Here is a 12,743-nt window from a genome sequence, read left to right on the forward strand (position 1 = left end):
TTTGCGACGCTTGAAACCCGCGCCTCAGGCGCGTTTCGCGACCGCGATACCCAGCAGATCGAGCACCTTCGCCTCGATATCCGCTGCGTTCATCTTGGCCGCGGCATACATGTCTTCGGCGTTGGCGTGGTCGATGAAGGTGTCGGGAAGCACCATCGAGCGGAACTTGTAGCCGCGATCGAACACGCCCTGATCCGACAGGAATTGCGCCACATGGCTGCCGAAGCCGCCCACCGCGCCTTCCTCGATGCAGATCAGCGCCTCGTGGTCTGCGACAAGCTGCAGGATCAGATCGGTGTCGAGCGGTTTTGCGAAGCGGGCATCGGCGACGGTCGGCGCCATGCCGCGGGCGGCCAAAGCTTCACGGGCTTTCAGCACCTCGGCCAGACGCGTGCCAAAGGACAGGATCGCGACCCGGGCGCCTTCCGCGATGATCCGGCCCTTGCCGATCTCGAGCGGAACGCCCTGGGACGGCATGTCGACGCCCATCCCCTCGCCGCGGGGATAGCGGAAGGCGATCGGGCCTTCGTCATGCGCGGCGGCGGTGGCGACCATATGCACAAGGTCGGCCTCGTCGGCGGCGGCCATCACCACCATGCCTGGCAGGTTCGCCATGAAGCCGATATCAAATGCTCCCGCATGGGTGGCGCCATCGGCGCCCACCAGACCGGCGCGGTCGATGGCAAAGCGGACCGGCAGGCGCTGGATTGCCACGTCATGCACGATCTGGTCGTAGCCGCGTTGCAGGAAGGTGGAGTAGATCGCGCAGAAGGGTTTCATCCCCCCCGCCGCCAGTCCGGCCGAAAAGGTGACCCCATGCTGTTCCGCGATGCCGACGTCAAAGCAGCGGCGCGGGAAGCGCTCGGCAAAGAGGTTCAGCCCGGTGCCCTCGGGCATCGCCGCCGTCACCGCGACGATCTTTTCATCGCGCGAGGCTTGGTCGATCAGGCTTTCGGCAAAGACCTTGGTGTAGCTCGGCGCGTTCGAGGGCGCCTTGACCTGTGCGCCGGTCAGCACGTCGAAACGGGCCGTGGCATGGCCACGGTCGGGGCGGTTTTCCGCGGGCGCATAGCCCTTGCCCTTTTTCGTCAGCGCGTGGATCAGCACCGGCCCCGTCGCCCGCGTCTTCAGCGTGCGGAACAGATGCAGGAGCGTATCCAGATCATGGCCATCGACCGGGCCGACATAATCAAAGCCCAGTTCTTCGAACAGGGTGCCGCCGATCGTCATGCCCTTGAGCATTTCCTTCGCCCGCCGGGCGCCTTCCTGGAAGGGTTCGGGCAGCAGGCTGACGGCACCCTTGGCCATCGCCTTCAGATCCTGCATCGGCGCTTCGGCATAAAGCCGGGTCAGATAGGACGAGAGCGCGCCAACGGGCGGCGAGATCGACATTTCATTGTCGTTCAGCACTACGAACATCCGTTTGCCCAGATGGCCGCCGTGATTGAGCGCCTCGAAGGCCATGCCGCCGGTCATCGCGCCGTCGCCGATCACCGCGATGGCGTCGCCGCATTCGGAGCCCAGCTCGCGGGCCATGGTGAAGCCCACCGCCGCGGAAATCGAGGTTGAGCTGTGCCCGGCCCCGAAAGCGTCATAGGGGCTTTCCGAGCGTTTGGTGAAGCCCGACAAGCCCCCCTTGGTGCGCAGGGTGCGGATGCGGTCGCGCCGCCCGGTCAGGATCTTGTGCGGATAGCACTGATGGCCCACGTCCCAGATGATCTTGTCGCGCGGGCAGTCAAAGACCGCATGCAGCGCCACGGTCAGCTCGACGACGCCCAGCCCCGCCCCCAGATGGCCGCCGGTGACCGACACGGCCGAGATCGTCTCGGCGCGCAATTCATCGGCAAGGCGGTGCAACTCGCGGTCGCTCAGCCCCTTCAGGTCGGAGGGCAGGCGGACGCGGTCGAGAACGGGAGTGGCTGGGGTCTGGCTCATCTGGGTCGCTTTACTTGTCGCGTTCGATCACATAGCGCGCACAGGCGCGAAGGGTAGCCGCGGCCTCGCCATAAGGCGCAAGGGCGGCTTCGGCCTCGGCGACCAGATCCGCGGCGCGGGCTTTTGCCCCCGGCAGACCCAGCAGCGAGACGAAGGTGGCCTTGTGCGCCTCGGCATCCTTGCCCAAACGCTTGCCCGCGGCTTCCTCGTTGCCCTCGACATCAAGGATGTCGTCAGCGATCTGGAAGGCAAGGCCGAGCGCCTTGGCGTAAGCCGCCAGTGGCCCGCGGTCGGCGCCCGAGAGGATCGCGCCCGCCTGCGCGGCGAACGAGATCAGCGCACCGGTCTTGCCCGCTTGCAGACGGATGATTTCATCCAGCGTCAGCGGCACGGCGGCGGTTTCCGCGGCAATGTCGAGGGCTTGACCATAGACCATCCCCTCGGCGCCCGAAGCCTGCGCCAAGGCGGCGACCAGCGCCACCCGGTTCTCGGCCGTGCCCAGCACCGGCGCGGTGCACAGCTCAAACGCCAGGGTTTGCAGCGCATCGCCCGCCAGAACGGCGGTGGCGTCATCCCATTTCTTGTGAACGGTCGGCAGGCCGCGGCGCAGATCGTCATTGTCCATGCAGGGCATGTCATCATGCACCAGCGAATAGGCGTGCAGCGCCTCGACCGCCAGCGCGGCGGGCATCGCCTGCTCCATCGCGATCCCGTGGATCGCCGCCGATTCGATGGCGAGGAAGGCGCGCAGCCGCTTGCCGCCCTGCGCCGCATAGGCCATCGCATCGCGCAGATCGCCCTCGGGCAAACGCAGGATCGCAGCCGACATCGCCGCCTCGACGGCGTCCTGAATCTCTTTCAAACGTTCGGAAAACATCAGAGTCCTTCCACCGCAACGGTGCCTGCGGGCACCCCGCCTTCGCCCAGCATGATCTTTTCGACCCGCTCCTCGGCTTCCTTCAGAAGCATCGCGCAGCGCTCTTTCAGCTTCGCGCCACGTTCGGAGAGCCGGACCGACTGATCCAGCGCCACTTCCCCGCGTTCAAGCTGGTTGACCACCTGTTCAAGCGCAGCCATCGCCTGCTCGAACGTCATGCCGGAAATGTCGCTGTCGTCCATCGCGCTCTCCCGCCCCCTTGGATTGCCTTTTTCAGATTGCCACGGGCGGGGCGGCAATTCCAGCCCCCGCAATGAAAAAGCAGGCCGATTGGCCTGCCGAGGTCGAAAAGTCGCAAAGTAAAAGGGTCGCGGGCGTGGCCTGCGACCCCCGAGATCTACGGAGATGGTCCGGTTAGGGTCTGGATCAGATCCTCCGTCCCAGCCAGGGTCTGCGACCCTTGGGGTTGCCCTCAGGCCTCGGCCCCCCTGACTGTCCCGACACCTCTCTCCAATATCACTCTAGACACTGGACCACCTCCTTTCATGCGTGTTGCCGATAACAGGAGGGTGGCACAGATTTGGTGTATGGCAAGTTAAATTACGCAATCCGTGGCGAAAACCGCCAGACCATTGCCCGGAAAGGCAGCAGGGCAAAGATGCCAAGCCCAAGTTTTACGCACAGATCGGCTGCGGCGAGCGAAACCCAGAGCGGTGCGGCCGGACCGAGGCCCAGAAGCGGCAGGCTTTCATTGGCCCAGGTCACATCATTGCCGGGTTCAAGCCAGACAAGGCTTGCGGCAAAGGCGATGGTGAAGAAGACGCAAGTATCAAGGAACGAGCCGATCAGCGTCGAGGCCAAGGGCGCGGGCCACCAGCGCAGCCGGTTGCGCAGCCGGTTGAAGACCGAAATGTCGATCAGCTGCCCGACGAGGAAGGCCAGCCCCGAGGCCAGCGCGACGCGGAAGCTGACGAGCGGGCCGAATTCGCCTTCGATCTGCGAGCCGACGAGCGAGCAGATCACGCCGACGAAGAAGCCCGAGACGACGACGATCCGCGCGGCGCGGGCGCCTTGCAGCCGGTTCGTGGTGTCGTTCACAAGGAAGGCGAAGGGATAGGTGAAGGCCCCGTAGGTCAGCCATTGACCGAGCAGATGCTGCACGAGGATGTTCGAGGCCACGACAATGATGGCCATGGCAAGGATGCCGGGCAGGTAGCGCATTCAGGATCACCGTTTTTACATGGTAGCGGAGACATGGTCCGCCTCATGCGGACGGAGGCGCGGATACGCCTGCCGCCGGTTCCGGTCAAGCAAAACCTTAGTGCGAGATGCGATATTCGACGATCTCGGTGCGTTGGAAGACGCTGAAATTGTCGTCCGAGACCATGGTCAGCCGGATGGCGCCGCTGTCGTCGCGCCAGACCGAGAGGCCCTCGAGATTGTCGTGCATTCCCGCCGTGGTCTGAAACAGCACCTCGCCGCCGCTGATCCGGTCGCCCGAGATATCGAAGACCTGCACCCGGCTGCGAAAGCCCAGCAGGCCCCAGAAATCGCGTTCGAGCAGGTAGAAGCGGCCATCCGGGCCGAAATCTGCGCCGGTGGGCAGCCAGTCGCCCTCGCGCGGGATCGAGAACGGTTGCGTCCATTCCCCGCCCTTGTAGCGCCAGACCGGGAACGGGGTCGCGCGGTCGCCCGATCGCTCGGGCATGGTGTAAAGCGCGCCATGGGGGTCGGCGGCCAGCGATTCCAGCGCCCCGTTGAGAGGCATGGTCTGGAAGGCGAGCGGCCGGGGCAGGAGTTTGCCGGGGCCGTCATCTTTCGTATAGAGCGAGACGCGGGGCACACCTTCGAACGAGATGAACACGCTGCCATCCGGGGCCAGCGCGACCCCCTCCGAATCGCCGCTGAGAAGGCCAAGCGGGTTGCCCCTCCTGTCGTGCAATCTCGTCGGCCCCGAGGTGACAATTTCGGTGATGCGCCCCTGAGCATCCCGGCGCATCTGCCCGCGCCAGAGTGTTGCGCGATCCGAGACCGCGACGAAAGTCACGCCATCATCCGCGAAATCAATCGCAGACATGCCGCCGAAAGCGGGGTTCGGATTGCGCCAGATGTAGCTTTGCAAAAGCACGGCGCGGTCCTGACCGGCGCTGGCGACGCCGATCAGAAGCGTCGAGGCGGCCAGAACCGCCACCAGCCCGAGGCTGGCGATCAGGGCGCGGACAGGACGTTTCGGCATTGGACGGGCAGATCCGACATCACATAGGTTTTCGCGGTCTTCGGAACAGGACCGGGTTTTTTCGGCCGTTTCGGCGGGTGGCGCAGTTCCTCCAGATAGGTCGTCACCCACCAGGTCAGGGTGTCGTCGCAGCCGTTGCCGCCTTTCGACAGCTCCGCCACCGTCGGTGTTTGCGTCTGGCACAGGTTCGATCCGGCCGGGCATTTCAGCCGGACGTGGAAATGTTCGTTATGGCCATAGATCGGCCGGATCTTCTGCAGCCAGGGCGTGTCGGCCCGGGTCGCCGTCGCACACATCGCAAGCTTCGCCGCCGCCGAGACGAAGACGCGCTCCACCCGCGGGTCGGAGGCGGCCGCCTGCAACAGTGCCGCGTGTTGCGGGGTCCAGTTGCCGTTCACCCGGGTCTGATCCTCGGTGCGGATCGAGATCGAGGAAATCTTCTCGCGTTGTTTTTGCGACAGGTCGAGCCGCGTCGCGGGCAGCATCCAGATATCGGCATCCAGCCCGATCTGATGGCTGGCATGGCCGCCCGTCATCGGGCCGCCGCGCGGCTGGCTCATGTCGCCGATGTAAAGCCCCTGCCAGCCGGGCAGGCGCGCGGCAAAGCTCGACAGATCCTCGAGATAGGAGACAAGTTCGGGTTGGCCCCAGAAGCGGTTGCGGCTGAGCCGCATCGCCTGCCAGGTCGGGCCGGTCTCGGGCAGGGCCACAAGACCCGCCGCACAGCCGCGCGCGTAAGAGCCGACCGGCTCGGAGGCGCCTTGGGTCGGGCGCGCTTGCGCGCCGAACAGTTGCCGCGCCAGCGGCTCGGCACTTGCCGTAACGGTTCCTGTCGCCACCAGAGCGGCGGCGACGGCAAGGCGGATCGGCGTCATGCGCTCTCCCTTTGGTTCACGCCGTGGCGTGGTCTCCCTCGGATTTGACGAAGGCTAGCAGCATCAGACCCAGAACGAAAAGCACGATGACGGGAGTGATGCCCAAAGTCTGGCTTTGCGTCATCGCAGTGACCGATCCGATGGCAATCGGCGCGATGAAGGCGGTGGCCTTGCCGGTCAGCGCGTAAAGGCCGAAGCATTCGGTGATCTTTTCCGGGTCGGACTGGCGCACCATCATCGTGCGGCTCGCCGATTGCAACGCCCCGCCGCCCGCGCCGATCAACCCGCCAAGGATGTAGAAGGCGATGTCGGGCAGATGACTGTCCGGGGTCACGGCCATGCCGAAGACGCTCTCGCGCGAGACGAAAACGATGCCCAGCGTTATCAGCGCAAGGGCGATCAGGTTGAAGACGATCACGGCTTTCGGTCCGAAGCGGTCATCAGCCTTGCCCCCCAGCCACGAAAATGTGGCCCCGGTGATCGTGCCCAGAATGCCGAAGAGACCGATCTGCGTGATCGACCAGTGCAGCACGCCCGCCGCATAGATGCCGCCGAAGGTGAATATGCCGTTCAGCGCATCGCGGTAGAACATCGAGGACACCAGATAGGCAAACAGGCTCGGCCGTTTCGGCAACGATTTCAGGGTGGTGCGCAGCTCGGGCCAGGCCTCGCGATAGGCCTGCGCCACCGGCACGGCGCCCGGATGGCGCGGTTCGCGTACCCAGAGGAAAAACGGGATCATGAACACCGCATACCAGACCGCGGTCAGCGGGCCGACGATGCGCGTATCCTCGCCGGTGGCGGGATCGAGCCCGAACAGCGGCGTCAGCCCGACCAGTGTCTTGCCGGTGGTGGGCGAGGCCTGCAACAGCGTCAGCATGATGATCAGCGACAGCATCCCGCCGACATAGCCAAAGGCCCAGCCCGATCCGGAAACCTTGCCGATATTCTCGCGCTCGGTCAGGTCGGGCAGCATCGCATTGGTGAAGGAGGTGGCGAATTCCATGCCGATCATGCCGATCGAGAAGGCGATCATCACCAGCCAGAGGTTGAAATGCCCCGGCTCGGCCGTCCACAGGAACGCCGAGCCCAGCACATACATCAGCGAAAACAGCCAGATGAAGGGCATGCGGCGGCCGGAGCGGTCGGCGATCGCGCCAAGGAAGGGCGAGGCGACCGCGATGATCATCCCCGAAAGCCCGATGCCAAAGCCCCAGACCGTCTGCGCGGTGGTGCCGTCGCCCATCAGCCGTTCCATGAACGGTGCGAAAATGAAGGTCAGCAGCAGCGTGTTGTAGGGCTGGCTGGCCCAGTCGAAGAACCACCGGCCCCAGATGCGCTTGCGTTCGGTGATCATGTTGCCCCCCGGAATGTTCCGCCGGATCAAGCCCGAAACCGGAGGGCGGCGCAACATTTACCTTGAAGGCGGCATCTCGGGCGGCCACGGCCGGGCATGATCGGCCGCGGCCCAGGCCTGCACCCAGGCGGGCAGTTCGGGGCTTTCGTCGCGGTGGCCCATGTCCTCGACCACCCGTTGCGGCGCGACGATCCCCGCTTTCGAAGTGATCGCGCCGCGGATCAGGATGTGGTTGCAGCACTCCTCACTCCGCCACATCGCCTGTTCCATGTAGAAAAACCGCGCGTCCCAGCCAACGCAACGGGTCCGCATCTCGAAGGCCTGCATCATCGTGATGCGCTTTCTGTAGCGCGTGGTGTTGCCCGCGACGACGATGCCCCAGCGGTTACGGATCAGGGCCGCGTTCAGCCCGGTGCGCTGGGCCAGCGCGATCCGGCCCAGATCGAACAGCGTCACGATCCGGCCGTTGTTCAGATCCTTCCACGGGTCGATGTCCCAGGGCCAGGCACGGTGAAAGGTCGACAGGGGCTCAAGAATGTCCATCGCCTTGCCGCGCGACGACAGGATCGCCTTGCCCATGCGGATGATCGGATACATGTCTGCCCCCTGTTGCCGCCCCTGTCGTGCCGCGCTGCAGCGCGGGCGTCAACAACGACCTTGCGGCAAATGCCCCGCGAAATGGCCGCCTCGGGCAGTTGCAAGCGGGCGCCGCGTGGCTTACCTGTGAGGCGCATCCGACGGAGGTCCGAATGAACCCTTACATGCTGCTCGACGGGGTCCATGTGGCCCTTGCCCTCGTGTTCCAGATCCTGTGGCTGGTGATCCTGGCCCAGGTGATCATGAGCTGGCTGGTCAATTTCAACGTGCTGAACCTGCGTCAGCCGATGGTCTACAAGGTCTGGGATCTGCTCAACCGCATCCTCGAGCCGATCTACGCGCCGATCCGCAAGATCCTGCCGCCGTTTCAAGGCATCGACTTCACCCCCATGGTGGTGATCATCGGCATGATCTTCCTGCAACGGCTGCTCGGCCTCTGAGCGCATGACCCTGCCCGACCCCAGCCCCGAGGCAATGCTTGCCTCGGTTTTCGGATTCCATGCCTTCCGACCGGGGCAGGAGGAAATCGTGCGGGCGGTTCTGGCAGGGCGCAACACCTTGGCGATCATGCCGACGGGTGGTGGGAAATCGCTGTGTTTCCAATTGCCTGCGCTGTGCCTGCCGGGGCTGACGGTGGTCATTTCACCGCTCATCGCGCTGATGCGCGATCAGGTGCGCAGCTTGCGCGAAGCCGGGGTCGAGGCCGGGGCGCTGACCTCGGGCAATACCGAGGAAGAGACCGAAGCTGTTTTCGAAGCGATCGATGCCGGGCGGCTGAAGCTCCTTTACATCGCGCCCGAGCGGTTGGCCGGATCGGGCACGCTGGCGCTGTTGCGGCGCGCGAAAACAGGGCTGATCGCGGTCGACGAGGCGCATTGCGTCAGCCAGTGGGGGCATGATTTCCGCCCCGATTATCTGCGCATCGGCGATCTGCGCCGCATGCTCGATGTGCCCTTGGCGGCCTTTACCGCGACGGCGGACGAGGAAACCCGGGCCGAGATCGTCACCCGGCTGTTCGACGGCATTCCGCCCGCGACCTTTCTGCGCGGCTTTGACCGGCCGAACATCTCGCTGGCCTTCGAGCCCAAGGACCAGCCGCGCAAGCAGATCCTTGAGTATGTGGCGGCCCGGCGCGGGCAGTCGGGCATCGTCTATTGCGCCTCGCGCGCGAAGACCGAACAACTGGCCGCCGCGCTGATCGAAGCCGGTCATCCGGCCTGCCATTATCACGGCGGGATGGAGGCCGAAGACCGCCGCCGCGTCGAGGTGCGGTTTCAGCGCGAGGACGGGCTGATCGTGGTGGCGACGGTGGCCTTCGGGATGGGGATCGACAAGCCCGACATTCGCTGGGTCGCCCATGCCGATCTGCCGAAATCGATCGAGAGCTATTATCAGGAAATCGGCCGCGCCGGCCGCGATGGCGCCCCGGCCGAGACGCTGACGCTTTTCGGAGCCGATGACGTGCGCTTTCGCCGTCAGCAGATCGACGAGGGGCTGGCGCCGCCCGAACGCAAGGCCGCCGATCACGGGCGGCTGAATGCGCTTCTGGGTCTGGCCGAGGCGACGGGCTGTCGGCGGCAGCGGCTTTTGTCCTATTTCGGCGAAGACTCTGGCCCTTGCGGCAATTGCGATCTGTGCGAGACGCCGCCCGATCTGTTCGATGGCACCGAGGCCGTGCGCAAGGCGCTGTCTGCCGCGCTGCGGACCGACGAGAGCTATGGCGCGGGGCATCTGATCGAGATTCTGCTCGGTCAGACGAATGACCGGATCACCGCGCGCGGCCATGACCTGCTGCCCACCTTCGGTGTCGGCAAGGATCTGAGCCGCACCGAATGGCAGGCGGTGTTCCGGCAGATGCAGGGGCATGACCTGATCCGCCCGGATGCGGCGCGGCATGGGGCGCTGGTGATGACCGAGCGTGCCCGGCCGATCCTGCGCGGCGAGGAACGGATCACGCTGCGCCGCGATCTGGTCCGCAAGGCCAAGGTCAAGCATGTGCCGAAGGCGCTGGTCTCCGACGAAGATGCGCCGCTGCTCTCGGCGCTGAAGGCCAAGCGCCGCGCGCTGGCCGAGGTGGCGGGGCTGCCCGCCTACATGATCTTCCCCGACCGCACCCTGATCGAGATGGCGGAACTGCGGCCAAGGACGCTTGATCAGTTCGCGCAGGTGAACGGGGTGGGGGCGAAGAAGCTGGAAAGCTATGGCCGGGCCTTCCTTGAGGTGATCGCGGGGGCCGATGCGGCCGAGCCGCTGCATCCGGCGCGGATGAAGCTTGCGGGCACGGCGGCGGCGAGCCTTTTCGATGCGCTGGACACGGCGCAGCGCAGGCTTGCGCGCGGTGAGGACGGGCATGACCGGTTTCTCTCCTGCACCGCGACGATGTTGCGCCGGATCGCCGAGACGAAGCCGCGCAGTCGCGCCGATCTGGAGCGGATCGCGGGCATGGGCGAGGCGAAGCTGGACCGCTTCGCCGACACTTTCCTTGCGCTGATTGCCGAGCACGGCTGATCAGATATCGCCCCCCTCGGGCAGCACCGGCCGCGCATCCTCGGGTTGATGCGCCAGAATGCGTTCCGCGATCGAGGCCTTGCGCAAGGGTTTCGTCAGATAGAAATCGATGCCCGCGGCAAAGATCGAGTCGCTGTCACCTTCCATCGCATGGGCGGTCAGGGCGCAGATCGGCACCCGCGTGCCCTTGTCCTGCTCATGCAGCCGGATCGTCTGCGTCGCCTCGCGACCGTCCATCTCGGGCATGGAAATATCCATGAAGATCAGATCGGGCTGGAAGCGCCGCCACTCCTCGACCGCCTCGAGCCCGTTCGCGGCAAAGCGCAGCTCGATGTCGAAATCCTTCACCATCTTGCCGAAGACAAGCTGGTTGGTGCGGTTGTCTTCGGCCGCAAGCACCCGCATCTGCCGTTTCACCTTCGGCGGGGGCGGCGGCGGCGGCGGGGGCGGCGGTTCAAGCGCCCGCGGCTCCCCCGGCAGCGAGAGTTTTTGCAGCATCCGGAACAGGTCCGAGCGCAGCACCGGCTTTTCGAGACAGCCGAACAGATCGCAATTGCCCTGCGCCGCATCCAGCGCGGCACTGTCCGAGGTCAGAAGCAGGATCGGCGTCGCATTGCCCATCGCCCGCAGCCGCCGCGTCAGTTCCAGACCATCGAGATCAGGCATGTGATGGTCGGTCAGCACCAGATCGAAGCGGGTGCCATCATCAAGCACCTTCAGCGCCTCGGTCCCCGAGCGGCAGAGCGTCACTTCGAGCCCGTAGGTTTCCAGCTGCCGTTCCAGAATCACCCGGTTCACCAGCAGATCATCGACCACCAGCGCCGCGCGCAGGGTGACCGGCGGCGTCGGCTGGTCGATCGGCTCGACCGGCTCGGCGCGCGGCAGGATGACCCGGAAGCCGAAGCACGAGCCCTCGCCCAGCTGGCTGTCGACCCAGACCGAGCCGCCCATCAGATGCACCAGTTGCCGGGTGATCGCGAGCCCAAGCCCGGTGCCCTCGAAGCGGCGGTTCGAGGTGCTTTCGACCTGATTGAACTCGCCGAAGACATGTTCGAGATTGTCGGGCGAGATGCCGATGCCGGTATCTTCGACGGTGACGTGCAGTTCGTAATGTTCGGCGTCGCGCTCGAAGCCGACGACGCGGGCGAGGACGTGACCGGCATTGGTAAACTTGACCGCATTGCCGATCAGGTTGGTCATGATCTGTCGCATCCGCCCCGGATCGGCGATGAAGCGTGTCGGCAGGAACAGGTCGTAATCGACCAGAAGCTTCACGCCCTTGTCCTTGGCCGAGGGCTGCAAGAGCACCATGATTTCGTGCAGGCAGCGTTCGAGATCGAAGATCTCGGGGTAAAGCTTCAGCCGCTCGGCTTCGATCTTCGAATAATCGAGCACGTCGTTGATGATCGTCAGCAGCGCCTCGCCCGAGGAGCGGATCGTCTCGACGTAAAGCTCCTGTTCGTCGGTCAGTTTTGTCTCGCCCAGCAGTTCCGCCATGCCGACGACACCGTTCATCGGCGTGCGGATCTCGTGGCTCATGTTGGCAAGGAAAGCCGATTTCGCCCGGTTCGCGGCTTCGGCGCGGTTGCGCGCCTCCTCGAGTTCCTGTTCGCGCTCGATGATATGGGTTATGTCCTGCGCAAGGCAGACCAGATCGCCATCCTCGCCCCAGCGGTCGATCAGCTTGATGTGGCGCCCCTCGCGGGTGCGCAGCACGATCGGCTCGATATGTTCGCGCCGGATCCGGGCGATCATCTCGTGGTGCCAGTCGAGCGGATCACGCCCGGCCATGTCGACCATCTCGTGCTTGGCGACGATCTTCAGCACGGCGTCGTAGGTGACGCCCGCGGTGATCGCGACCTCGCCGTGAAAGAACGACAGATAGGCCTTGTTCGCCACCACGAGGCGCAGATCGTTGTCATAGACGGCAAAGCCGTCGCGGATGGTTTCAAGCGCGTCCCACAGCCGCCGCTGTGCGATCATCGCCACCGATTCCGCGCGTTGCAGGTCCCCCAGCACGCGCGAATTCTCGCCCTTGAGCGAGGCCGCCTCGGTCAGAGCCTGCTGCAGCCCGTGGCGCTGCTGCACGATCTGTTCCGAAAGCGCCCGCGCATGCAGCGCAAGCTTTTGGTTCGCGGCAAAGAGTTCGCGCTTCTTCTGCTCCAGCAGACGTTCCGCTGCCAGACGCGCCCGCCGCTCCTGAGCCAATTTTTCTGCCAAGACGGCGTCCATTCCCGGCACCTGTCGAATTTCCTTGGCGCACTCTCGCAGCCGGGGGTGAAAATCAGCTTAACATCCTTAACTTCTGTGCTACCCCGTTGAACCCGGCCCAGACCCGTGAGACGATCCGCGCATTCA

11 protein-coding genes are annotated in these 12,743 nt (G+C 65.1%); 2 read left to right on the forward strand and 9 right to left on the reverse strand.

What is annotated here, in order from left to right; genetic code table 11:
- Positions 1–24: 24 nt before the first annotated feature.
- The 8 genes from dxs to C8J30_RS05060 form a co-directional block, all read right to left on the reverse strand.
- Positions 25–1,935, reverse strand: a complete 1,911-nt coding sequence (gene dxs, locus C8J30_RS05025; protein ID WP_110804623.1) for a 1-deoxy-D-xylulose-5-phosphate synthase — start codon at positions 1,933–1,935, stop codon at positions 25–27.
- A 10-nt stretch (positions 1,936–1,945) separates the two neighbouring features.
- A complete protein-coding gene (locus C8J30_RS05030) occupies positions 1,946–2,812 on the reverse strand; it encodes a polyprenyl synthetase family protein (protein ID WP_110804624.1) in 867 nt (288 codons plus the stop codon).
- A complete protein-coding gene (locus C8J30_RS05035) occupies positions 2,812–3,054 on the reverse strand; it encodes an exodeoxyribonuclease VII small subunit (protein WP_110804625.1) in 243 nt (80 codons plus the stop codon). The genes C8J30_RS05030 and C8J30_RS05035 overlap by 1 nt, the downstream gene beginning before the upstream one ends.
- 358 nt (positions 3,055–3,412) lie before the next feature.
- Positions 3,413–4,033 carry a queuosine precursor transporter gene (locus C8J30_RS05040; protein WP_110804626.1) on the reverse strand — a complete coding sequence of 207 codons (621 nt, stop codon included), beginning with the start codon at positions 4,031–4,033 and terminating at the stop codon, positions 3,413–3,415.
- A gap of 97 nt (positions 4,034–4,130) precedes the next feature.
- The gene (locus C8J30_RS05045) at positions 4,131–5,048 is read right to left on the reverse strand and encodes an esterase-like activity of phytase family protein (protein WP_110804627.1); all 918 of its coding nucleotides are present in this window, start codon (positions 5,046–5,048) and stop codon (positions 4,131–4,133) included.
- On the reverse strand, positions 5,021–5,923 hold the full coding sequence (gene mepA / locus C8J30_RS05050) for a penicillin-insensitive murein endopeptidase (protein WP_110804628.1): 903 nt from the start codon (positions 5,921–5,923) through the stop codon (positions 5,021–5,023). Before mepA ends, C8J30_RS05045 begins: the two co-directional genes overlap by 28 nt.
- Before the next feature lie 16 nt (positions 5,924–5,939).
- A complete protein-coding gene (locus C8J30_RS05055) occupies positions 5,940–7,280 on the reverse strand; it encodes an MFS transporter (RefSeq protein WP_110804719.1) in 1,341 nt (446 codons plus the stop codon).
- Between the two features lie 57 nt (positions 7,281–7,337).
- The gene (locus tag C8J30_RS05060; RefSeq protein ID WP_110804629.1) at positions 7,338–7,877 is read right to left on the reverse strand and encodes an acyl-CoA thioesterase; all 540 of its coding nucleotides are present in this window, start codon (positions 7,875–7,877) and stop codon (positions 7,338–7,340) included.
- 152 nt (positions 7,878–8,029) lie between these two features.
- Here C8J30_RS05060 and C8J30_RS05065 point away from each other — a divergent pair, with 152 nt between their 5' ends.
- Together C8J30_RS05065 and recQ are read left to right on the forward strand one after the other, a co-directional pair.
- On the forward strand, positions 8,030–8,317 hold the full coding sequence (locus tag C8J30_RS05065) for a YggT family protein (protein ID WP_110804630.1): 288 nt from the start codon (positions 8,030–8,032) through the stop codon (positions 8,315–8,317).
- A 4-nt stretch (positions 8,318–8,321) separates the two neighbouring features.
- Positions 8,322–10,385, forward strand: coding sequence for a DNA helicase RecQ (recQ, locus tag C8J30_RS05070; RefSeq protein WP_110804631.1), 2,064 nt, complete (start codon positions 8,322–8,324; stop codon positions 10,383–10,385).
- Here the strand turns inward: recQ and C8J30_RS05075 are convergent, their stop codons facing one another.
- Positions 10,386–12,617, reverse strand: a complete 2,232-nt coding sequence (locus C8J30_RS05075; protein ID WP_110804632.1) for a response regulator — start codon at positions 12,615–12,617, stop codon at positions 10,386–10,388.
- Positions 12,618–12,743: the final 126 nt, after the last annotated feature.

This window comes from Rhodobacter viridis, assembly GCF_003217355.1.
Taxonomy (GTDB): Bacteria; Pseudomonadota; Alphaproteobacteria; order Rhodobacterales; family Rhodobacteraceae; genus Rhodobacter; species Rhodobacter viridis.